Raw genomic sequence first — 22717 nt, 5'->3', positions numbered from 1 at the left:
GGCATGGCGAATATGTTTGCCCTGATTCTGGTGATTGCCACACTGGTGACGGGCATTTTGTGGTGCGTGGATAAATTCTTTTTCGCACCTAAACGGCGGGAACGTCAGGCAGCGGCGCAAGCGGCTGCCGGGGACTCACTGGATAAAGCAACGCTGAAAAAAGTTGCGCCGAAGCCTGGTTGGCTGGAAACCGGCGCTTCTGTATTTCCGGTGCTGGCTATCGTATTGATTGTGCGTTCGTTTATTTATGAACCGTTCCAGATCCCGTCAGGTTCGATGATGCCGACTCTGTTAATCGGTGACTTTATTCTGGTAGAGAAGTTTGCTTACGGCATTAAAGACCCTATCTACCAGAAAACGCTGATCGAAACCGGTCATCCGAAACGTGGCGATATTGTGGTCTTTAAATACCCGGAAGATCCAAAGCTTGATTACATCAAGCGTGCGGTGGGATTACCGGGCGATAAAGTCACTTACGATCCGGTAGCGAAAGAGGTGACTATTCAACCGGGATGCAGTTCCGGTCAGGCGTGCGAAAACGCGTTGCCGGTCACCTATTCCAACGTGGAGCCGAGCGATTTCGTACAGACCTTCTCACGTCGTAACGGCGGGGAAGCAACCAGCGGATTCTTTGAGGTGCCGAAAAACGAAACTAAAGAAAACGGTATTCGTCTTTCTGAACGTAAAGAGACACTGGGCGATGTAACGCATCGTATCCTGACCGTGCCGATTGCGCAGGATCAGGTGGGGATGTATTACCAGCAACCAGGACAACAACTGGCAACCTGGATTGTTCCGCCAGGGCAATACTTCATGATGGGTGATAATCGCGATAACAGCGCGGACAGCCGTTACTGGGGCTTTGTGCCGGAAGCGAATCTGGTCGGTCGGGCAACGGCTATCTGGATGAGTTTCGATAAGCAAGAAGGTGAATGGCCGACAGGCGTGCGCTTAAGTCGCATTGGTGGCATTCACTAATTGCTGTTATCCGTTCACGTTGTCGCCGTTATGGCGACAACGTGAATTATTTATGAGATAAATCTCCCGTGGCTAACGACATCCCCCGTCGTTGTGTATAGAATATTCCCCCGAAGTTTAAGGTTGGCACCTCCAGGTCGCCACGGCACACGAAACAGCGTTGGTCCCCATATACAGGTCAACTGAAACTGCTGCAAAGCTGTTAGCAGAACCCTGCATATCAGGTCTGTTTCGTGTGCTGAATTGTTGACGCATTTATTTATTGGTATCGCATGAACCCCATCGTAATTAATCGGCTTCAACGGAAGCTGGGCTACACTTTTAATCATCAGGAGCTGTTGCAGCAGGCATTAACCCATCGTAGTGCCAGCAGCAAACATAACGAGCGTTTAGAATTTTTAGGCGACTCTATTTTGAGCTACGTTATCGCCAATGCGCTGTATCACCGTTTCCCTCGTGTGGATGAAGGGGATATGAGCCGGATGCGCGCCACGCTGGTCCGTGGCAATACGCTGGCAGAACTGGCGCGTGAATTTGAGTTAGGTGAGTGCTTACGTTTAGGGCCGGGTGAACTTAAAAGCGGTGGATTTCGTCGCGAGTCGATTCTTGCTGACACCGTCGAAGCATTAATTGGCGGCGTATTCCTCGACAGCGATATTCAGACCGTCGAGAAATTAATCCTTAACTGGTATCAAACCCGTCTGGACGAAATTAGCCCAGGCGATAAACAAAAAGATCCGAAAACGCGCTTGCAAGAATATTTGCAGGGGCGCCATCTGCCTCTGCCAACTTATCTGGTAGTTCAGGTACGTGGCGAAGCGCACGATCAGGAATTTACTATCCACTGCCAGGTTAGCGGCCTGAGCGAACCGGTGGTTGGCACAGGTTCAAGCCGCCGTAAGGCTGAACAGGCTGCCGCCGAACAGGCGTTGAAAAAACTGGAGCTGGAATGAGCATCGATAAAAGTTACTGCGGATTTATTGCCATCGTCGGACGCCCGAACGTTGGCAAATCCACACTGCTGAACAAACTGTTGGGGCAGAAAATCTCCATCACTTCCCGCAAAGCGCAGACAACCCGTCACCGCATTGTGGGTATCCATACTGAAGGCGCGTATCAGGCGATCTACGTCGATACCCCAGGTCTGCATATGGAAGAAAAACGCGCCATTAACCGCCTGATGAACAAAGCGGCGAGCAGCTCCATTGGCGACGTTGAGCTGGTGATTTTTGTCGTTGAAGGCACCCGTTGGACGCCGGACGATGAAATGGTGCTCAACAAGCTGCGTGATGGCAAAGCGCCGGTGATCCTCGCGGTGAACAAAGTGGACAACGTGCAGGAAAAAGCCGATCTTCTGCCGCATCTGCAGTTCCTGGCAAGCCAGATGAATTTCCTCGATATTGTGCCGATTTCTGCCGAAACCGGGCTGAATGTGGACACTATTGCGGCAATCGTGCGTAAACATCTGCCGGAAGCGACCCATCACTTCCCGGAAGATTACATCACCGATCGCTCACAGCGTTTTATGGCGTCTGAAATCATCCGCGAAAAACTGATGCGTTTCCTCGGTGCAGAACTGCCGTACTCCGTGACCGTGGAAATCGAACGTTTTGTCACCAATGAGCGCGGCGGCTATGACATCAACGGTTTGATTCTCGTTGAGCGCGAAGGGCAGAAGAAGATGGTGATTGGCAACAAAGGGGCCAAGATCAAAACCATCGGGATTGAAGCGCGTAAAGACATGCAGGAAATGTTCGAAGCGCCTGTCCACCTTGAGCTGTGGGTGAAAGTGAAATCCGGCTGGGCCGACGACGAACGTGCGCTGCGTAGTCTCGGTTACGTTGACGATCTCTAATTAGCACACTCTATGACTTTCGAGGTGCAGGAAGGCGGCAAGACCGTGAATCCCTGGTCACTTACTAAAGTAAGTGACCAGGGGGAACAGTTGCAGCCAGGGCACCTGCAACTTGAAAGGCGACGAGTATGATGGAAGGCTGGCAGCGCGCATTTGTCCTGCATAGTCGCCCGTGGAGCGAAACCAGCCTGATGCTGGACGTCTTCACGGAGGAATCGGGACGCGTGCGTCTGGTTGCTAAAGGTGCACGTTCAAAACGTTCTACCGTGAAAGGCGCATTGCAGCCTTTCACACCTCTCTTGCTACGCTTCGGCGGGCGCGGTGAAGTCAAAACGCTGCGCAGTGCCGAAGCTGTCTCGCTGGCGCTGCCATTAAGTGGTGTTACGCTTTACAGCGGTCTGTACATCAACGAACTTCTCTCCCGCGTCCTGGAATACGAAACGCGCTTCTCGGAACTCTTTTTCGATTACTTGCACTGCATTCAGTCTCTGGCAGGTGCCACTGGTACGCCAGAACCGGCGTTGCGTCGCTTTGAGCTGGCGTTGCTCGGGCATTTGGGTTATGGGGTCAACTTTACCCATTGCGCAGGTAGCGGTGAGCCGGTAGATGACACCATGACGTATCGTTATCGCGAAGAGAAAGGTTTTATTGCCAGTGTGGTTATCGATAATAAAACGTTCACCGGGAGGCAGTTGAAAGCGTTACATGCGCGGGAATTTCCTGACGCCGACACATTGCGAGCAGCGAAACGCTTTACCCGCATGGCGCTTAAGCCTTATCTTGGCGGTAAACCTTTAAAAAGCAGGGAACTGTTCCGGCAGTTTATGCCTAAGCGAACGGTGAAAACACATAATGACTGATGAGGATTGTCATGGCTGAATTACTGTTAGGCGTCAACATTGACCATATCGCAACGCTGCGTAATGCGCGTGGTACTGCTTATCCAGACCCGGTACAGGCGGCGTTTATTGCCGAGCAGGCGGGTGCTGATGGCATTACCGTGCATTTGCGCGAAGATCGTCGCCACATTACCGACCGCGATGTGCGAATCCTGCGTCAGACGCTGGATACCCGCATGAATCTGGAAATGGCGGTGACTGAAGAGATGTTGGCGATTGCCGTTGAGACGAAGCCGCATTTTTGCTGCCTGGTGCCGGAAAAGCGTCAGGAAGTGACAACCGAAGGCGGCCTGGACGTTGCGGGTCAGCGTGACAAAATGCGCGATGCTTGCAAACGTCTGGCAGATGCCGGGATCCAGGTTTCTCTGTTTATCGACGCCGATGAAGAACAAATTAAAGCTGCCGCTGAGGTTGGCGCACCGTTTATCGAGATCCACACCGGTTGTTACGCCGATGCCAAAACTGATGCTGAACAGGCGCAAGAGCTGGCGCGTATTACTAAAGCTGCGACCTTTGCCGCAAGCCTCGGTCTGAAAGTTAATGCCGGTCACGGTCTGACCTATCACAATGTGAAAGCCATCGCCGCCATCCCTGAGATGCACGAACTGAATATCGGACATGCCATTATTGGTCGTGCGGTAATGACCGGACTGAAAGATGCCGTGGCAGAAATGAAGCGTCTGATGCTGGAAGCGCGTGGCTAATGGCAATATTAGGTTTAGGCACGGATATCGTAGAGATCGCTCGCATTGAAGCGGTGATCGCTCGATCCGGTGATCGCCTGGCACGACGCGTATTAAGCGATCATGAATGGGAGATCTGGAAAACGCACCATCAGCCGGTGCGTTTTCTGGCGAAGCGTTTTGCCGTGAAAGAAGCGGCGGCAAAAGCGTTTGGTACTGGGATCCGCAATGGCCTGGCATTTAATCAGTTTGAAGTGTTCAACGATGAACTCGGCAAGCCACGGCTGCGGTTGTGGGGCGAGGCGTTAAAATTGGCAGAAAAGCTGGGTGTCGCACATATGCATGTGACGCTGGCAGATGAACGCCACTATGCTTGCGCCACGGTAATAATTGAAAGTTAAAACTCTTTCTCGAACACCTAAATAATACCGTTCTTTTAAAAAGTAAAACCCCCGAACTGGTAAGGAACGGGGGTTTTACTTTATAACTTAAATAATATTGTGCAGCACGCACCCTCAACGGGAGTGATTATGGATCAGGGGGGTTATCTTTTACAAGCAACTTGCAATCTTTAGCATAAAAACTCGAGCCTTGACGAAGAATTCGATATCGATGGAAAGATTAACGTGACTGCCAATTCATAAGCACTTTAAAATTGGCTTCGTTATTGGAGATTTTGCTGTGCTTTACACCATATCACTGAATTCCCCCATTGAAACGAGTGGTGTCGTCAAAGCTCTGGTGCGGAGTGCAGCATGTACCCTCAATAACTCGCACGTTCAGTTTTGGGGAGATGTAAGGGCTAATCTGAACGGCTGCATTCCTTGTTTAAGGAAAAACGAATGACTGATTGTCGATACCTTATTAAACGGGTTATTAAAGTCGTCATTGCTGTTTTACAGCTGATCCTTCTGTTCTTGTAACATCAGGAAACGTACTTAAGGCGCGTCGGCTTAACCAGCCAGACGCGCCTTTAATAATAATTAAGTGTCTGCGCAGATATTATCGAAATTCATTTAATGAATGTTTTTATTAATGACATCATAAAAATAAATATAATAATTTCGTTTTTACACGAGTGAATAAGCAATATCCTGCTCCAGAGGAAAAATACTAAATCTTATCCGCATGATGCATCAGCACAAACTTGTCCCACAACTGTTCTTCTGTTTCAACATGCGCCGGATCTTTCACAATAGTATTGGGGATCGGGCACACTTTCTGGCAGGTTGGCGTCTCGTAATGACCTACGCATTCGGTACACTTGTCGCTGTTAATCTCGTAGATATGTTCACCCATCGAAATCGCCTCATTCGGGCATTCGGGTTCACACATATCACAATTGATGCATTTTTTAGTGATTAACAGCGCCATAAGGAAACTCTCAAAACAACACAAACCGGGCGGGCATTATACGCGCATTCTTTACTCAAACCAGTTTTTTCACCAGCGCCTCACTATGACGAATACGTTCTGGTGCCAGTTCCAGATCCTGCTGGATCAGCGCAATGAACAGCAAATCCGTTAACATTCCCTGAGCATGACATGCGGAGATCGAAGCACTGTTTGTCGCTTGTTCTTCGGCAATGGTATACAGGCAATGAGAAGCGCGCTGTTGCAGGGCATTGGGGGTGAAACCGGTGATTGCCAGCACTTTTCCACCCACTCGCAGCATTTCATCTGCTGCCAGGTTTAACTCGCGCCGTACACCTGTGTATGAGATGGCTAATAACAAATCGTCCGGTGACGAAGCTTGCACTGTTGCAAGCAACGCGTGCATATCACGCTCAGCGGCAGCATTAAAACCAATCTTCATCAGCTTCCAGGCAAAATTCTGCGCCACCAGACCGGAAGCGCCAATACCAGTCAGAATAACCCGTCGCGCAGAACGAAGCATCGACACGCATTCATGTAGCTTCTCCTCACTATTGACGTTCAGTGTTGCGTACATGGCAGCCGTATTTTCTTTAATCAGCTTTTCGCCAACCAGCCGTAACGGATCATCACCGCGAATTTGGTTATGAATGGGTACGGAGGGCGATTCCGGTTGGCTTGCCAGAGCTTCGCTTAACGCCAATTTAAGTGCCGGAAAACCTTTATAGCCAAGTTTTTGCGCGAACTTCACTACGCTGGACTGACTGACTCCGGCTTCGTTGGCCAGTTGTTGGGAACTAAGGTGGCGGGCAGTGTCCGGTTGTAGCAGGAGATAGTCCGCCAGCTTTTTATCACTCTGGGCAAGCCCCTGGTAACGCTGACGGATACGAAGTAAGCCGTTCATATCTTTCCTCGCGATGAATTAATGGCGACAACAGGCAATATGAGACACAAGCGAGAGAATATTATATTCCATCAAAGTTAATTGCCATGAATTAAAAATTCCAGTCAACCATTATGCGATAGATTGTTGCCGGAAAAGTGATGATCTATCTGTTAGGCTATCTGGTAGTGAAAATTAATCAGGATGTATTAGTCCAGAGGGGTATAGTTTGGCAACTCACGAGCGTCGTGTGGTGTTTTTTGACTTAGATGGAACATTGCATCAACAGGATATGTTCGGCAGTTTTCTGCGCTACTTACTGCGCCGACAGCCGCTGAATGCGTTACTTGTTCTGCCGCTGTTGCCGGTCATTGTCATTGCATTATTAATCAAGGGGCGAGCGGCACGTTGGCCGATGAGTCTGCTGCTGTGGGGCTGTACCTTTGGTCATAGCGAAGCACGTTTACAGGCGTTACAAGCCGATTTCGTGCATTGGTTTCGCGACAATGTTACGGCGTTCCCGCTAGTGCAGGAACGTCTGACCAGCTATTTGCTAAGCTCCGATGCTGACATTTGGTTGATTACCGGTTCCCCTCAGGCTTTGGTCGAAGCGGTTTATTTCGATACGCCGTGGCTGCCACGCGTTAATCTTATCGCCAGTCAGATCCAGCGCGGCTATGGCGGCTGGGTGCTGACTATGCGCTGTCTTGGCCATGAAAAGGTCGCGCAACTGGAACGCAAAATCGGCACACCGCTGCGGCTGTACAGTGGCTATAGCGACAGTAATCAGGACAATCCGCTACTCTATTTTTGTCAGCATCGCTGGCGGGTAACGCCTCGCGGTGAACTCCAGCAACTGGAATAGAGTAAAGCATAGCGTCCGTGTATAATGCGCCGCGCTTTTATAACCGGAGTTTTCTTTTTGTCTGAAGTCGAATTTAGCCACGAATACTGGATGCGTCATGCGCTGACGCTGGCGAAACGTGCCTGGGACGAGCGAGAAGTGCCGGTCGGCGCGGTATTAGTGCATAACAATCGCGTAATCGGCGAAGGATGGAATCGTCCGATAGGACGTCATGATCCTACTGCACATGCAGAAATCATGGCGCTGCGGCAAGGAGGGCTGGTGATGCAGAATTATCGCCTGATCGACGCCACGTTGTATGTCACGCTGGAGCCATGCGTGATGTGTGCCGGAGCGATGATCCACAGCCGTATTGGTCGCGTAGTCTTTGGCGCGCGTGATGCGAAAACTGGCGCTGCCGGATCATTAATGGATGTATTGCACCATCCTGGTATGAATCATCGAGTGGAAATTACGGAAGGAATACTGGCGGATGAGTGCGCGGCGCTACTCAGCGATTTTTTCCGAATGCGCCGCCAGGAAATCAAAGCGCAGAAAAAAGCGCAACCCTTGACGGGTTGAGGCTGATGACAAATGCAAAATTGCCTTATGCACTATGCTTATCAGGGCTGTGTAATATATTGAATTTAAGTGTTTTTGTAGACCAGATAAGGCATTCACGCTGCATCCGGCATGAACAAAGCGCACTTTGTCCGCAATCTACAGATTAATTTTGCTTCTCTTCACTCCCTTTCCTGGAAAACAGTAGAGAAGGGGAGTGCGTCAGATAATTAGATGACGACTGCGAAAGAAACGAGAGAAAGGGAAATTTTCCCTTACCCAATTCAGCGGGTGATACCGCCGGATAATCCTGCGCCAGCTGCATCGCCGCTTCTGTAGCCTGCTTCTCTTTCTCTTGCAGATAACCCACCAGGCTAATCTGATACTTACGAATATTTTCGACATAAGCATAGGCTTCATGCCCACGCGCATAGCCGTAAGTCAGCTTGCTGTAATAGGGTTTCTGGCTAAGTAAAGGCAGACGCTGTTTGACATCGGCCCAACTGTCAGGATTGCCTTTGGTTTTTGCTGTCAGGGCGCGGGCGTCCAGCATATGTGCATAGCCCATATTATAGGCGGCGAGCGCAAACCAGATCCGCTCATTTTCTGGCACGCTCTCTGGCACTTTACTCATCATATTCTGCAAGTAACGCGCGCCACCGCTGATGCTTTGTTCGGCATCAGTGCGGTCGGTAATGCCCAGGCTTTGCGCGGTATTTTTGGTTAACATCATCATGCCGCGTACACCGGTCGGCGAAGTGGCCTGCGCATCCCAGTGCGATTCCTGATAAGCAATAGCGGCCAGCAAACGCCAGTCAATTTCTTCGGCGTATTTCTCAAACAGAGGCTTTAACTGCGGCAGTACCGCATCAACGGCGCGTAAAAATGTGCGTGTATCAACGTAATCAAAATCATCGCCATGTCCGAGATATTTCTCTTCAATACGCGCCAGTGTGCCGTCTTCATTCATTTCATTGAAGAAATCGAGCAGAGCCGCAGAAAGCGTATTATCGTTATCTAATTGACTAAACCAGGTCACCGGTTGTTCATCGGTGATATCCAGTGCCACAGCAAGTTCCGGGTGAACGCGCTGAAACAGGCTGATAGCGACAGAATCGGCAATGGTGTAATCGAGCTTACCTTCGATAACATCTTCCATTAACTCCACAGATCCTTTTCTGTCGTCCACTTTCCAGCTTAATTCCGGGAACTTAGTCTCTTTCAGTTTTTGCAGATCGTTAATGACAACATGCCCTGGAGCGACGGACAACTGTTCTGCCGTCAGATTGCCCAGCGTCCGTGGTCGATACTGACCCACTTTATAGACCAGTTGTTGTGAAACGGAATAATAGGTTGGGCCAGGCTGATAATTTTTAACCCTTTCGCTGTTATAGACCAGTCCCGCTGCCAGCAGATCGGCATCTCCGTTATCGAGATCGTCAAACAACTGGCTGATGTTCTGCCGTACGGTGACTTTCAGTTTTACGCCGAGGTAATCGGCAAACTGTTTTGCCAGTTCGTAATCCAGGCCAAAAGGTTTACCGTTGATTTCGTTATATGTCAGGGGAGTATGAATAGTGCTCACACGCAACTCTCCCCGCGCTTGTATGGCGGCGATACGATTGTCGGCTTTACCAAACCAGGGAATGGATGGCCAAAGAGCGACCGCGAGAAGCAGTGCCAGAATGCCGATGAACAGATAATTAATCTTTAATTTTTTCAATTAGTTAATTCTCTGTGTCGTGCGCGTCCCAGCTTGAAAAAACGTAATAATAGTGAAAGGTTTACTCATAAATGAGCGGCATTTTGCGTAAACCTGCGCCAGTTGGCAACTTATTACAGCCATTGGCGGCACGCGTTGCTAATTCACGCTGGTGATTTTATTTCCACGCAAACGGTTTCGTCAGCGCATCAGATTCTTTATAATGACGCCCGTTTCCCCCCCTTGGGTACACCGAAAGCTTAGAAGACGAGAGACTTATGATGGAAATTCTGCGTGGTTCGCCTGCACTGTCGGCATTCCGAATCAACAAACTGCTGGCACGTTTTCAGGCTGCCAGGCTCCCGGTTCACACTATTTACGCCGAGTATGTCCATTTTGCTGACCTCAATGCGCCGTTAAACGATGATGAGCACGCACAACTTGAACGCCTGCTGAAATATGGCCCGGCACTCCCCAGCCACGCCCCGCAAGGCAAACTCCTGCTGGTGACCCCGCGTCCAGGCACCATCTCTCCCTGGTCTTCAAAAGCGACCGATATCGCCCATAACTGCGGGCTGCAACAGGTAAACCGCCTTGAGCGCGGCGTTGCTTACTATGTAGAAGCCGGTACGCTGACCAATGAACAATGGCAGCAGGTTACCGCTGAACTGCACGACCGCATGATGGAAACGGTCTTTTTTGCTTTAGATGATGCAGAGCAGTTGTTTGCCCACCATCAACCGACTCCGGTCACCAGCGTTGATTTGCTGGGGCAGGGCCGTCAGGCGCTGATCGACGCTAACCTGCGTCTTGGCCTGGCTCTGGCGGAAGATGAAATTGACTATCTGCAGGATGCTTTCACAAAGCTTGGTCGTAACCCGAACGACATCGAGCTGTATATGTTCGCTCAGGCGAACTCTGAGCACTGCCGCCACAAAATTTTTAATGCCGACTGGATTATCGACGGTGAACAGCAGCCGAAATCGCTGTTTAAGATGATCAAAAACACCTTCGAAACCACGCCGGATCATGTTCTCTCTGCTTATAAAGATAACGCCGCCGTAATGGAAGGTTCTGAAGTGGGCCGCTACTTTGCTGACCACGAAACGGGCCGCTACGATTTCCATCAGGAACCGGCGCATATTCTGATGAAAGTCGAAACTCACAACCACCCGACGGCGATTTCTCCGTGGCCGGGCGCGGCGACCGGTTCCGGCGGTGAAATCCGCGATGAAGGTGCCACCGGGCGCGGCGCGAAGCCGAAAGCCGGTCTGGTTGGTTTCTCCGTTTCCAACCTGCGAATTCCTGGCTTCGAACAGCCGTGGGAAGAAGATTTCGGTAAGCCTGAGCGCATTGTCGCCGCGCTGGACATCATGACCGAAGGCCCGCTGGGCGGCGCGGCGTTTAACAACGAATTTGGTCGTCCGGCACTGAACGGCTACTTCCGTACTTATGAAGAAAAAGTGAACAGCCACAACGGCGAAGAGCTGCGCGGTTATCACAAACCGATCATGCTGGCGGGCGGGATCGGCAACATTCGCGCCGATCACGTACAAAAAGGCGAGATCAACGTTGGTGCGAAGCTGGTCGTTCTCGGCGGCCCGGCAATGAATATCGGTCTTGGCGGCGGCGCGGCGTCTTCTATGGCGTCTGGTCAGTCTGATGCTGACCTCGACTTTGCTTCCGTACAGCGCGACAACCCGGAGATGGAGCGTCGCTGCCAGGAAGTGATCGACCGTTGCTGGCAGCTTGGTGATGCTAACCCAATTCTGTTTATCCACGACGTTGGCGCAGGCGGTCTTTCTAACGCGATGCCGGAACTGGTGAGCGACGGCGGGCGCGGCGGTAAATTCGAACTGCGCGACATTCTGAGCGACGAACCGGGCATGAGCCCGCTGGAAATCTGGTGTAACGAATCCCAGGAACGCTACGTGCTGGCGGTTGCTGCCGATCAGTTACCGCTGTTTGACGAATTGTGTAAGCGTGAACGTGCGCCATACGCGGTGATTGGTGAAGCGACCGAAGAACTGCATCTTTCTCTGCACGATCGTCATTTTGATAATCAGCCAATCGATCTGCCGCTGGACGTGCTGCTTGGTAAAACGCCGAAGATGACCCGCGATGTACAAACACTGAAAGCGAAGGGCGATGCGCTGGCTCGTGAAGGGATCACCATTGCTGACGCGGTGAAACGCGTGCTGCATCTGCCAACTGTGGCAGAGAAAACCTTCCTTGTGACCATTGGCGACCGCAGCGTAACCGGCATGGTGGCGCGCGATCAAATGGTTGGTCCGTGGCAGGTGCCGGTCGCTAACTGTGCGGTCACTACCGCCAGCCTCGACAGCTACTACGGTGAAGCGATGGCGATTGGCGAACGTGCGCCGGTTGCGCTGCTGGATTTCGCCGCCTCTGCCCGTCTGGCGGTCGGTGAAGCGTTAACTAACATCGCCGCAACACAGATTGGCGATATCAAACGCATTAAACTTTCCGCCAACTGGATGGCGGCAGCAGGTCATCCTGGTGAAGATGCGGGTCTGTATGAAGCTGTTAAAGCTGTGGGCGAAGAGCTTTGCCCGGCGCTGGGCCTGACGATCCCGGTGGGTAAAGACTCCATGTCGATGAAAACCCGCTGGCAGGAAGGTAACGAAGAACGCGAAATGACGTCGCCGCTGTCGCTGGTCATTTCTGCATTTGCCCGCGTGGAAGATGTACGTCACACCATCACGCCGCAGCTTTCTACCGAAGATAACGCACTGCTGCTGATTGATTTGGGCAAAGGCAATAACGCGCTGGGCGCAACGGCGCTGGCGCAGGTTTATCGTCAGCTTGGCGACAAACCGGCAGATGTACGTGACGTCGCGCAACTGAAAGGCTTCTATGACGCGATTCAGGCGCTGGTAGCACAGCGTAAGCTGCTCGCGTACCACGACCGCTCTGATGGCGGCCTGCTGGTAACGCTGGCGGAAATGGCGTTTGCCGGTCATTGCGGCATTGAAGCGGATATCGCCTCTCTCGGAGAGGATCGCCTGGCTGCGTTGTTTAACGAAGAGCTGGGTGCGGTGATTCAGGTACGCGCAGCAGAACGTGAAGCAGTAGAAACCCTACTGGCACAGCACGGCCTTGCTGATTGCATCCATTATGTCGGTCAGGCGGTTTCCGGTGACCGTTTTGTGATTACTGCCAACGGACAGGCGGTATTCAGCGAAAGCCGCACCACGTTGCGTGTCTGGTGGGCAGAAACTACCTGGCAGATGCAGCGCCTGCGTGACAACCCGGAATGTGCCGACCAGGAACACCAGGCGAAATCTAACGATGCCGATCCGGGTCTGAATGTGAAATTGTCGTTCGATATCAACGAAGATGTGGCGGCACCATTTATTGCCACTGGCGCGCGCCCGAAAGTTGCCGTGCTGCGTGAGCAGGGCGTGAACTCGCATGTGGAAATGGCGGCAGCTTTTCACCGTGCAGGCTTCGATGCAATCGACGTACATATGAGCGACCTGCTGGCTGGACGCACGGGCCTGGAGGATTTCCACGCCCTGGTAGCGTGCGGTGGTTTCTCCTACGGCGACGTATTGGGCGCAGGTGAAGGCTGGGCGAAATCAATCCTGTTCAATAATCGTGTACGCGATGAGTTTGCAACCTTCTTCCACCGTCCGCAAACGCTGGCGCTGGGGGTATGTAACGGTTGCCAAATGATGTCTAATCTGCGTGAACTGATCCCGGGTAGCGAGTTGTGGCCACGTTTTGTGCGTAATACCTCGGATCGCTTTGAAGCGCGTTTCAGCCTGGTTGAAGTGACCCAAAGCCCGTCGCTGCTGTTGCAGGGAATGGTGGGTTCACAGATGCCGATTGCCGTTTCTCACGGTGAAGGGCGTGTGGAAGTGCGCGATGCGGCTCATCTGGCAGCACTGGAAAGCAAAGGGCTGGTGGCGCTGCGCTATGTCGATAACTTCGGCAAAGTCACCGAAACTTACCCGGCTAACCCGAACGGTTCCCCGAACGGTATTACGGCGGTCACGACTGAAAGCGGTCGTGTCACCATTATGATGCCGCACCCGGAGCGTGTTTTCCGTACTGTCAGCAATTCATGGCATCCGGAAAACTGGGGCGAGGATGGGCCATGGATGCGTATTTTCCGCAATGCGCGTAAGCAGCTGGGTTAAGATATCGGGCAATATGCGCATCACCTGATGCGCTATGCTTGTCTGGTTGGCTCGGATGTTTCCTGCAATGTATTGAATTTGCAATATTTTGTAGGCCGGATGTGGCGTTACACACAACCACTTAGCCAACAATTATAAGCTCCCAACACCGGGAGCTTTTTTGTGTCTGTAAATCACGACAATGTGTGATTTACCGTGTCGCTTATAGGTGACACTTAACTTGTTGATTTAATTTAAAACAAACAATTTCATCTTTGGATGTCTCTTTTAAACGACACAGTGGCTGATTTATAGCCAAACAGTGGAGTAGCCATTAATCCATCAAAGCTACATTTATCAGTACGTTATCAAACTATTTTATTTATTGGCACAGTTACTGCATAATAGTAAGCAGTGGCTCATTCACCGACTTATGTCAGCCCCTTCGGGACGTGCTACATAAAATTAGAATGACGCACAACAAGGTGCCTGCCGTCCAACTTCTGATATCAGCTTAGCTATATCAACCATCGGGCGAAACGTCGAGTTAGGCACCGCCTTATTCCACAACAAAGCCGGGTAATTCCCGGCTTTGTTGTATCTGAACGTCCCCTCGGTTAGCATCAGTCTATTCGCGTCTGACGAGAGTAACACCTTGAAACGCTGGCCCGTTTTTCCCCGCTCATTACGACAGCTGGTAATGCTGGCATTCTTGCTTATTTTGCTCCCTTTGCTGGTGCTGGCATGGCAAGCCTGGCAAAGCCTGAATGCACTTAGCGATCAGGCGGCGCTGGTCAATCGCACGACGCTTATCGATGCCCGGCGCAGTGAAGCGATGACCAACGCGGCGCTGGAGATGGAGCGTAGCTACCGTCAGTATTGTGTGCTGGATGATCCCACTTTGGCGAAGGTGTATCAAAGCCAGCGCAAGCGTTACAGTGAAATGCTTGATGCCCACGCAGGCGTGTTGCCGGACGATAAACTCTATCAGGCATTGCGTCAGGATTTGAACAATCTGGCTCAACTTCAGTGTAACAACAGCGGTCCCGATACCGCTGCCGCCGCACGTCTGGAAGCCTTCGCCAATGCCAATACCGAAATGGTTCAAGCCACTCGCACTGTGGTGTTCTCTCGCGGGCAGCAGTTACAACGCGAAATCGCCGAACGTGGGCAATATTTTGGCTGGCAGTCGCTGGTGCTATTTCTGGTGAGCCTGGTGATGGTGCTGCTTTTCACGCGGATGATTATCGGTCCGGTGAAAAATATTGAACGGATGATCAACCGTCTGGGGGAAGGGCGTTCTCTGGGCAATAGCGTTTCGTTCAGTGGCCCGAGTGAGTTACGTTCGGTTGGGCAGCGTATTCTTTGGTTAAGCGAGCGCCTGTCATGGCTGGAATCCCAGCGGCACCAGTTCTTACGTCATTTATCTCATGAATTAAAAACGCCGCTGGCGAGTATGCGCGAAGGCACGGAATTACTGGCTGACCAGGTTGTCGGGCCGCTTACGCCAGAGCAAAAAGAGGTGGTGAGCATTCTTGATAGCAGTAGCCGCAATTTGCAAAAACTGATCGAACAACTGCTTGATTACAACCGTAAACAGGCGGACGGCGCGGTGGAACTGGAGAACGTAGAGCTGGCACCGTTGGTGGAGATGGTGGTTTCCGCTCATAGCTTGCCAGCACGGGCTAAAATGATGCATACCGACGTCGATCTCAAAGCAACAGCTTGCCTGGCGGAGCCAATGCTGCTGATGAGCGTGCTGGATAATCTTTACTCCAATGCGGTGCACTACGGGGCTGAATCCGGTAACATTTGCCTTCGCAGCAGTTTACATGGTGCGCGGGTTTATATTGATGTCATCAATACAGGCACGCCCATTCCGCAAGAAGAACGCGCCATGATCTTCGAACCCTTTTTTCAGGGAAGCCACCAGCGAAAAGGGGCGGTGAAGGGCAGTGGTCTGGGATTAAGCATTGCCAGGGATTGTATTCGCCGTATGCAGGGGGAACTGTATCTGGTCGACGAAAGCGGGCAAGACGTTTGTTTCCGCATTGAATTACCGTCGTCGAAAAACACGAAATAATGTTAAGAGCCTATCCCATCAGGCTATTTTATTTGCCAGTTTGGCTCCGGGCAGTGCTCGAAATCATCACGTACTACGTGTACGCTCCGGTTTCTCCGCGTTGTCCGTGTCCAAACTGCCTGCAACAATTACGCCCACTGGGATAGGCTCTAAGTCTGGTGAATATGCGACACATTTTTCAACGATTATTGCCCCGACGGCTGTGGCTGGCAGGGTTGCCTTGTCTGGCGTTGCTGGGTTGTGTGCAGAGTCACGATAAGCCTGCCATAGATACGTCTGCACAAGAAAAAATTCCGGTTTATCAACTGGCTGACTATCTTTCTACCGAATGTAGCGACATCTGGGCGCTGCAAGGTAAATCAACCGAAACTAATCCGCTTTACTGGCTACGGGCGATGGATTGTGCCAACCGTTTAATGCCAGCGCAGTCGCGCCAGCAAGCCCGTAAGTATGGCGACGGCAGCTGGCAAAATACCTTTAAACAGGGGATTTTGCTCGCCGACGCTAAAATTACGCCGTATGAGCGTCGCCAGATGGTCGCGCGCATAGACGCGTTAAGTACTGAGATCCCGGCGCAGGTTCGACCGCTGTATCAACTCTGGCGCGACGATCAGGCGTTACAATTGCAACTGGCACAAGAGCGCCAACGCTACAGTAAACTCCAGCAGTCCAGCGACAGCGAACTGGATACCTTGCGCCAGCAGCATCACGTTCTACAGCAGCAACTGGAACTCACCACCCGCAAGCTGGAAAATCTGACCGATATTGAACGTCAGCTATCGACCCGCAAACCGGCCGGAAATTTCGCGCCGGACACGCCGCACGAGAGCGAAACGCCCGCACCATCTACCAGTGAGGTCACCCCTGATGAGCCATAAACCTGCGCATTTATTATTGGTAGATGATGATCCCGGATTGCTGAAACTACTTGGCCTGCGTCTGACCAGCGAAGGCTACAGCGTGGTCACGGCAGAAAGTGGTGCAGAAGGATTACGGGTACTGAATCGCGAAAAAGTAGATTTAGTCATCAGCGACCTGCGGATGGATGAAATGGACGGTATGCAGCTGTTTGCTGAAATCCAGAAAGTGCAGCCGGGTATGCCAGTAATCATTCTTACCGCGCATGGTTCCATTCCTGATGCCGTTGCCGCGACACAGCAGGGCGTGTTCAGTTTCCTCACCAAACCTGTTGATAAAGACGCGTTGTACCAGGCAATTGACGATGCGCTGGAGCAATCCGCGCCAGCCACAGACGAACGCTGGAGTGAGGCGATTGTTACCCGCAGTCCACTGATGTTGCGTTTGCTGGAACAGGCGCGACTGGTGGCGCAATCAGATGTTAGCGTGCTGATTAACGGCCAGAGCGGCACCGGGAAAGAGATTTTCGCCCAGGCTATCCACAACGCAAGCCCGCGCAACAGCAAACCATTTATTGCTATTAACTGTGGCGCATTGCCCGAGCAGTTGCTAGAGTCAGAACTGTTTGGTCATGCGCGAGGTGCGTTTACTGGCGCTGTCAGCAATCGCGAAGGTTTATTCCAGGCGGCGGAAGGCGGTACGCTATTTCTCGATGAGATTGGCGATATGCCCGCACCGTTGCAGGTCAAACTGCTGCGCGTGTTGCAGGAGCGTAAAGTGCGCCCGCTGGGCAGCAACCGCGATATTGATATCGACGTGCGGATTATCTCTGCCACTCACCGCGACCTGCCAAAAGCGATGGCGCGCGGGGAGTTTCGCGAAGATCTTTATTACCGCCTCAACGTTGTCAGCCTGAAAATTCCGGCACTGGCGGAGCGCACGGAAGATATTCCACTGCTGGCAAATCACTTGTTGCGCCAGGCAGCAGAGCGACATAAACCCTTTGTTCGCGCGTTCTCCACCGATGCAATGAAACGCCTGATGACCGCCACCTGGCCAGGTAATGTTCGCCAGTTGGTCAACGTGATTGAACAGTGCGTGGCGCTGACCTCATCCCCGGTAATTAGTGATGCGCTGGTGGAGCAGGCGCTGGAGGGCGAAAACACCGCGTTGCCAACCTTTGTTGAGGCGCGTAATCAGTTTGAACTCAATTACTTGCGCAAGCTTCTGCAAATCACTAAAGGTAACGTCACCCATGCGGCGAGAATGGCGGGGCGCAACCGGACAGAATTTTATAAACTGCTTTCCCGACACGAGCTGGATGCAAACGATTTCAAGGAATGAATTGGCGTAATGTGTTACGTTTAGCAGATCAGAAGACAGGCGACCTTTTCAAGGAATAGCATGAAAAAGATTGATGCGATTATTAAACCCTTCAAGCTGGACGATGTCCGCGAAGCACTGGCTGAAGTCGGCATTACCGGCATGACAGTCACCGAGGTGAAAGGTTTTGGCCGCCAGAAAGGCCATACCGAGCTGTATCGTGGCGCGGAGTATATGGTGGATTTTCTGCCGAAGGTGAAAATTGAGATTGTCGTACCAGACGACATTGTCGATACCTGTGTAGATACCATTATTCGCACGGCGCAAACCGGCAAGATCGGTGACGGTAAAATCTTCGTCTTTGACGTGGCACGGGTTATTCGTATCCGTACCGGTGAAGAGGACGACGCGGCGATTTAAACCGCGTCAGAGTTGCCGGATGTTTCCATCCGGCAATATCAAATCACAGCACCTTATGCGGGCCAAAGCATTCGTAATGAATGTTTTCCTGCTTCACGCCCAGATCCACTAACTGTTTCGCGGCAAACTGCATGAAGCCCACCGGACCGCAGAGATAGAACTGCATGGCCGGATCGCTGAACGCACCTTCCAGTTTGCTCAAATCCATTAGACCTTCACTATCAAACTGACCTTTCGCGCGATCGGTCTCGCTCGGCTGACGATACCAGGTATGCGCGGTAAAGCGCGGCAGTGCTTGCCCCAGTTCCTTAACTTCATCAGCAAAGGCGTGAACATCGCCATTTTCTGCCGCATGGAACCAGTTCACCTGTGCGCTATGGCCTGCTTTTGCCAGCGTATCGAGCATAGCCAGCATTGGCGTCTGACCGACACCGGCAGAGATTAAGGTTACCGGTGTGTCATTTGTCACATCCATAAAGAAATCACCCGCCGGAGCCACCAGCTTCACGACATCGCCAACATTGGCGTGATTGTGCAGCCAGTTAGAAACCTGTCCGCCGTCTTCGCGTTTCACCGCAATACGATAGCCTTTGCCATCAGGTTTACGGGTCAAAGAGTACTGACGAATTTCCTGATGCGGGAAACCTTCCGGTTTCAGCCAGACACCGAGATATTGCCCCGGACGGTATTCTGCCACTGCGCCACCGTCGACTGGTTCCAGTTCGAAGCTGGTGATAAGCGCACTGCGCGGTGTTTTAGCCACAATGCGGAAATCGCGAGTACCTTCCCAGCCACCGGCTTTGCTGGCGTTTTCGTTATAGATTTCTGCCTCGCGATTGATAAATACATTTGCCAGCACGCCATAGGCTTTCCCCCACGCGTCCAGCACTTCCTGACCCGGGCTGAACATTTCGTCCAGCGTCGCCAACAGGTGTTCGCCAACGATGTTGTACTGCTCCGGTTTGATCTGGAAGCTGGTGTGTTTCTGCGCGATTTTTTCTACCGCTGGCAGCAGCGCAGGCAGGTTTTCAATATTACTGGCGTAGGCGGCAATAGCGTTAAACAGGGCTTCACGTTGATCGCCATTACGCTGGTTACTCATGTTAAAAATTTCTTTGAGTTCTGGGTTATGAGTAAACATACGATCGTAGAAATGGGCGGTTAACTTTGGCCCCGTTTCCACCAGTAAAGGGATGGTGGCTTTTACTGTAGCGATGGTTTGAGCGTCAAGCATATGGTCTTCCTTTTTTTGCATCTTAATTGATGTATCTCAAATGCATCTTATAAAAAATAGCCCTGCAATGTAAATGGTTCTTTGGTGTTTTTCATCAAGAATGTGATGAAGTGAAAAATTTGCATCACAAACCTGAAAAGAAATCCGTTTCCGGTTGCAAGCTCTTTATTCTCCAAAGCCTTGCACAGCCTGAAGGTAATCGTTTGCGTAAATTCCTTTGTCAAGACCTGTTATCGCAGAATGATTCGGTTATACTGTTCGCCGTTGTCCATCAGGACCGCCTATAAAGGCCAAAAATTTTATTGTTAGCTGAGTCAGGAGATGCGGATGTTAAAGCGTGAAATGAACATTGCCGATTATGATGCCGAACTGTGGCAGGCTATGGAGCAGGAAAAAGTACGTCAGGAAGAGCACATCGAACTGATCGCCTCCGAAAACTACACCAGCCCGCGCGTAATGCAGGCGCAGGGGTCTCAGCTGACCAATAAATATGCTGAAGGTTATCCGGGCAAACGCTACTACGGCGGTTGCGAGTATGTTGATATCGTCGAACAACTGGCGATCGATCGCGCGAAAGAACTGTTCGGCGCTGACTACGCTAACGTTCAACCGCACTCCGGCTCCCAGGCTAACTTTGCGGTCTACACCGCGCTGCTGGAACCAGGCGACACCGTTCTGGGGATGAACCTGGCGCATGGCGGTCACCTGACTCACGGTTCTCCGGTTAACTTCTCCGGTAAACTGTACAACATCGTTCCTTACGGTATTGATGCTACCGGTCATATCGACTACGCAGATCTGGAAAAACAAGCCAAAGAACACAAGCCGAAAATGATTATCGGTGGCTTCTCTGCTTATTCCGGTGTGGTTTACTGGGCGAAAATGCGTGAAATCGCTGACAGCATCGGTGCTTACCTGTTCGTTGATATGGCGCACGTTGCGGGTCTGGTTGCCGCTGGCGTCTACCCGAACCCGGTTCCTCATGCTCACGTTGTCACTACCACCACTCACAAAACCCTGGCGGGTCCGCGCGGCGGCCTGATCCTGGCGAAAGGCGGTAGCGAAGAACTGTACAAAAAACTGAACTCTGCCGTTTTCCCTGGTGGTCAGGGCGGTCCGTTGATGCACGTAATCGCTGGTAAAGCGGTTGCGCTGAAAGAAGCGATGGAGCCAGAGTTTAAAATTTACCAGCAGCAGGTCGCGAAAAACGCCAAAGCGATGGTAGAAGTGTTCCTGGAGCGTGGTTACAAAGTGGTTTCCGGCGGTACTGATAACCACCTGTTCCTGGTTGATCTGGTTGATAAAAACCTGACCGGTAAAGAAGCTGACGCCGCTCTGGGTCGTGCCAATATCACTGTGAACAAAAACAGCGTACCGAACGATCCGAAGAGCCCGTTTGTGACTTCCGGTATTCGCGTGGGTACTCCGGCGATTACGCGTCGCGGCTTCAAAGAAGCTGAAGCGAAAGAACTGGCTGGCTGGATGTGTGACGTGCTGGACAGCATCAATGATGAAGCGGTTATCGAGCGCATCAAAGGTAAAGTTCTCGACATCTGCGCACGTTACCCGGTTTACGCATAAGCGAAACGGTTAATCTGTTGAAAAAAGGCTTCCTCCGGGAAGCCTTTCTACGTTATCGCGCCATCAAATCTGGCGTAACTGTGCTTCAACATACAAATAGCCTATCCCCAGCACCTGTTGTGAGCGGCTTAATTGCCCAAAGCCAATTTGCGTCGCTTTTACGCTCGGTCCTTCGTCGCGGTCGAACGGGTTAAATCCCGTCTGGCGAATTATGGTATTAAGCCAGTTCTCGCCAAAGGCGCAACTGCGACCATACAACCAAATCTGATTAATATTAAGGATGTTGAGGAAGTTATACAGACTCAAACCAATGGCGTTGGCACTGCGGTCAACCCAACTGGTGATCCACGGTTCTCCACTCTGCCAGGCAGCGATTAATTGCGCGGTAGTCAGTTTTTCGGGATCAAGCTGAGTATTAACCGGTTGTGATTTTAGCCATACCCGCGCCTGCTTTTTAAATGCGCTTAACGAGGCGACGGTTTCCAGACAGCCGTAACGCCCGCAGTCGCAGGCGACGCCATCCGGGTTAACGATGGTGTGACCAATCTGTCCGCTACCATACAAACTGCCGCGATAAATTTGCTCGTTAATCACGAACGACGAGCCAATGCCGTAATCAACGTTGATCACGCAGAAATCCCGTCCCTGTGAATTATTTTGCCATTTCTCCGCCAGTGCCAGCATTACGCAGTCATTATCGACCATCACCCGAATGCCCAGCTTCTCTTCCAGCAGATACTTCACCTCAACTGGCGTTGTCCACGGCGCTTGCGGCATGGTTTGCGACACGCCGGTCACCGGATCAACCTGACCGTGGATTGCCAGCGCCAGGTTGATGGTACGGTTCGGCCACAATTTACGGTGGCGATGCCAGCATTTTTCGATTTCGGACAGCAGCGCCTGCGGTGTCGGTGCTTCAATCTGAAAATACTCAAATTCGCCTTTCGGACTTAGACAGGCATTAGCAACCTGACACTCAATACTGGTGGGCGTCACGTTCAGACACAGCGTCCAGTCACCTTCCGGCGCAATCAGCCATGTGCCGCTACTATGCCCGCGCGTCTGGCTTTCATCGTCGATATTCACCACCCGCTTTTCGTTTTCCAGCTCCTGCAAAATGTTACTAACCGCCGGAATCGAAATTTGTGCCAGCCGGGCGAGCGTCGATTTATTGGCACGTTTTTGCCGGTACAGCAGTTCCAGAATCACGCATTTGTTATGGTGGCGGATCTGTTGATTGTTTATGCAGGCTCTCATCTTCACTAAACCTTGTTTAGTTAATTGCGTGATTATT

The 22717-nt window shown here is 51.7% G+C and carries 20 protein-coding genes; 15 read left to right on the top strand and 5 right to left on the bottom strand.

The annotated features are described in order from the left end of the window. The first annotated feature begins 3 nt into the window (after positions 1–3). From lepB to shoB, 7 genes are all read left to right on the top strand, one after another. Positions 4–978, top strand: coding sequence for a signal peptidase I (gene lepB, locus HEN21_RS07485; RefSeq protein ID WP_000002532.1), 975 nt, complete (start codon positions 4–6; stop codon positions 976–978). Between the two features lie 272 nt (positions 979–1250). Continuing rightward, the gene (gene rnc, locus HEN21_RS07480) at positions 1251–1931 is read left to right on the top strand and encodes a ribonuclease III (protein WP_001068343.1); all 681 of its coding nucleotides are present in this window, start codon (positions 1251–1253) and stop codon (positions 1929–1931) included. Then, entirely contained in the window at positions 1928–2833 is a 906-nt protein-coding gene (gene era / locus HEN21_RS07475) for a GTPase Era (RefSeq protein ID WP_000020738.1), read from the top strand. Before rnc ends, era begins: the two co-directional genes overlap by 4 nt. Before the next feature lie 131 nt (positions 2834–2964). After that, positions 2965–3693, top strand: a complete 729-nt coding sequence (gene recO / locus HEN21_RS07470; RefSeq protein ID WP_024257370.1) for a DNA repair protein RecO — start codon at positions 2965–2967, stop codon at positions 3691–3693. Between the two features lie 11 nt (positions 3694–3704). Then, positions 3705–4436, top strand: a complete 732-nt coding sequence (gene pdxJ, locus HEN21_RS07465) for a pyridoxine 5'-phosphate synthase (protein WP_010349139.1) — start codon at positions 3705–3707, stop codon at positions 4434–4436. Then, entirely contained in the window at positions 4436–4816 is a 381-nt protein-coding gene (gene acpS / locus HEN21_RS07460; protein ID WP_000986022.1) for a holo-ACP synthase, read from the top strand. Before pdxJ ends, acpS begins: the two co-directional genes overlap by 1 nt. A 441-nt stretch (positions 4817–5257) precedes the next feature. After that, positions 5258–5338: a type I toxin-antitoxin system toxin ShoB gene (gene shoB, locus HEN21_RS07455; protein ID WP_000128779.1), complete on the top strand. Its 81-nt coding sequence runs from the start codon at positions 5258–5260 to the stop codon at positions 5336–5338. Between the two features lie 190 nt (positions 5339–5528). Here shoB and yfhL read toward each other — a convergent pair whose 3' ends face one another. Next, on the bottom strand, positions 5529–5789 hold the full coding sequence (gene yfhL / locus HEN21_RS07450) for a 4Fe-4S dicluster ferredoxin YfhL (protein ID WP_001196294.1): 261 nt from the start codon (positions 5787–5789) through the stop codon (positions 5529–5531). A 55-nt stretch (positions 5790–5844) separates the two neighbouring features. Beyond that, positions 5845–6693, bottom strand: coding sequence for a MurR/RpiR family transcriptional regulator (locus HEN21_RS07445; RefSeq protein ID WP_001013777.1), 849 nt, complete (start codon positions 6691–6693; stop codon positions 5845–5847). Between the two features lie 208 nt (positions 6694–6901). On the opposite strand from HEN21_RS07445, the gene yfhb reads away from it, so the two are divergent. Both yfhb and tadA read left to right on the top strand, forming a co-directional pair. After that, positions 6902–7537, top strand: coding sequence for a phosphatidylglycerophosphatase C (gene yfhb / locus HEN21_RS07440; RefSeq protein WP_000190662.1), 636 nt, complete (start codon positions 6902–6904; stop codon positions 7535–7537). Positions 7538–7594: 57 nt separating this feature from the next. Next, positions 7595–8098 carry a tRNA adenosine(34) deaminase TadA gene (gene tadA, locus HEN21_RS07435; RefSeq protein WP_016231845.1) on the top strand — a complete coding sequence of 168 codons (504 nt, stop codon included), beginning with the start codon at positions 7595–7597 and terminating at the stop codon, positions 8096–8098. A gap of 145 nt (positions 8099–8243) precedes the next feature. Here tadA and mltF read toward each other — a convergent pair whose 3' ends face one another. After that, the gene (mltF, locus tag HEN21_RS07430; RefSeq protein WP_000734182.1) at positions 8244–9800 is read right to left on the bottom strand and encodes a membrane-bound lytic murein transglycosylase MltF; all 1557 of its coding nucleotides are present in this window, start codon (positions 9798–9800) and stop codon (positions 8244–8246) included. A gap of 257 nt (positions 9801–10057) precedes the next feature. On the opposite strand from mltF, the gene purL reads away from it, so the two are divergent. The 5 genes from purL to glnB all read left to right on the top strand — a co-directional run bounded on the left by purL (position 10058) and on the right by glnB (position 18608). Then, entirely contained in the window at positions 10058–13945 is a 3888-nt protein-coding gene (gene purL / locus HEN21_RS07425; RefSeq protein WP_176251791.1) for a phosphoribosylformylglycinamidine synthase, read from the top strand. A 634-nt stretch (positions 13946–14579) separates the two neighbouring features. Continuing rightward, positions 14580–16007 carry a two component system sensor histidine kinase QseE/GlrK gene (gene qseE / locus HEN21_RS07420; protein WP_024192254.1) on the top strand — a complete coding sequence of 476 codons (1428 nt, stop codon included), beginning with the start codon at positions 14580–14582 and terminating at the stop codon, positions 16005–16007. A 164-nt stretch (positions 16008–16171) separates the two neighbouring features. Further along, positions 16172–16885 (top strand): two-component system QseEF-associated lipoprotein QseG, encoded by a 714-nt coding sequence (gene qseG / locus HEN21_RS07415; protein WP_176241433.1) that lies wholly within the window; start codon positions 16172–16174, stop codon positions 16883–16885. Beyond that, positions 16875–18209, top strand: a complete 1335-nt coding sequence (glrR, locus tag HEN21_RS07410; protein WP_000018523.1) for a two-component system response regulator GlrR — start codon at positions 16875–16877, stop codon at positions 18207–18209. Before qseG ends, glrR begins: the two co-directional genes overlap by 11 nt. Positions 18210–18269: 60 nt before the next feature. Then, positions 18270–18608, top strand: a complete 339-nt coding sequence (gene glnB, locus HEN21_RS07405; RefSeq protein WP_000717694.1) for a nitrogen regulatory protein P-II — start codon at positions 18270–18272, stop codon at positions 18606–18608. Between the two features lie 43 nt (positions 18609–18651). Here glnB and hmpA read toward each other — a convergent pair whose 3' ends face one another. Beyond that, the gene (hmpA, locus tag HEN21_RS07400; protein WP_176251790.1) at positions 18652–19842 is read right to left on the bottom strand and encodes an NO-inducible flavohemoprotein; all 1191 of its coding nucleotides are present in this window, start codon (positions 19840–19842) and stop codon (positions 18652–18654) included. Positions 19843–20169: 327 nt separating this feature from the next. Here hmpA and glyA point away from each other — a divergent pair, with 327 nt between their 5' ends. Beyond that, complete coding sequence (gene glyA / locus HEN21_RS07395; protein WP_176251789.1) at positions 20170–21423, top strand: serine hydroxymethyltransferase; 1254 nt, start codon at positions 20170–20172, stop codon at positions 21421–21423. 63 nt (positions 21424–21486) lie between these two features. Here the strand turns inward: glyA and HEN21_RS07390 are convergent, their stop codons facing one another. Then, entirely contained in the window at positions 21487–22680 is a 1194-nt protein-coding gene (locus HEN21_RS07390; protein WP_176251788.1) for an ROK family protein, read from the bottom strand. Positions 22681–22717: the final 37 nt, after the last annotated feature.

Source organism: Escherichia sp. 93.1518, from assembly GCF_013368915.2.
Classification (GTDB): Bacteria; Pseudomonadota; Gammaproteobacteria; order Enterobacterales; family Enterobacteriaceae; genus Escherichia; species Escherichia ruysiae.
Note: the sequence above shows the minus strand (reverse complement) of the source record. Positions and strands in the feature narration are given on the sequence as shown.

Coding starts and splice junctions, on each gene's coding strand:
- lepB (WP_000002532.1), top strand. CDS start 4: ATGGCGAATATGTTTGCCCTGATTCTGGTGATTGCCACACTGGTGACG.
- rnc (WP_001068343.1), top strand. CDS start 1,251: ATGAACCCCATCGTAATTAATCGGCTTCAACGGAAGCTGGGCTACACT.
- era (WP_000020738.1), top strand. CDS start 1,928: ATGAGCATCGATAAAAGTTACTGCGGATTTATTGCCATCGTCGGACGC.
- recO (WP_024257370.1), top strand. CDS start 2,965: ATGGAAGGCTGGCAGCGCGCATTTGTCCTGCATAGTCGCCCGTGGAGC.
- pdxJ (WP_010349139.1), top strand. CDS start 3,705: ATGGCTGAATTACTGTTAGGCGTCAACATTGACCATATCGCAACGCTG.
- acpS (WP_000986022.1), top strand. CDS start 4,436: ATGGCAATATTAGGTTTAGGCACGGATATCGTAGAGATCGCTCGCATT.
- shoB (WP_000128779.1), top strand. CDS start 5,258: ATGACTGATTGTCGATACCTTATTAAACGGGTTATTAAAGTCGTCATT.
- yfhL (WP_001196294.1), bottom strand. CDS start 5,789: ATGGCGCTGTTAATCACTAAAAAATGCATCAATTGTGATATGTGTGAA.
- HEN21_RS07445 (WP_001013777.1), bottom strand. CDS start 6,693: ATGAACGGCTTACTTCGTATCCGTCAGCGTTACCAGGGGCTTGCCCAG.
- purL (WP_176251791.1), top strand. CDS start 10,058: ATGATGGAAATTCTGCGTGGTTCGCCTGCACTGTCGGCATTCCGAATC.
- qseG (WP_176241433.1), top strand. CDS start 16,172: ATGCGACACATTTTTCAACGATTATTGCCCCGACGGCTGTGGCTGGCA.
- glrR (WP_000018523.1), top strand. CDS start 16,875: ATGAGCCATAAACCTGCGCATTTATTATTGGTAGATGATGATCCCGGA.
- glnB (WP_000717694.1), top strand. CDS start 18,270: ATGAAAAAGATTGATGCGATTATTAAACCCTTCAAGCTGGACGATGTC.
- hmpA (WP_176251790.1), bottom strand. CDS start 19,842: ATGCTTGACGCTCAAACCATCGCTACAGTAAAAGCCACCATCCCTTTA.
- glyA (WP_176251789.1), top strand. CDS start 20,170: ATGTTAAAGCGTGAAATGAACATTGCCGATTATGATGCCGAACTGTGG.
- HEN21_RS07390 (WP_176251788.1), bottom strand. CDS start 22,680: ATGAGAGCCTGCATAAACAATCAACAGATCCGCCACCATAACAAATGC.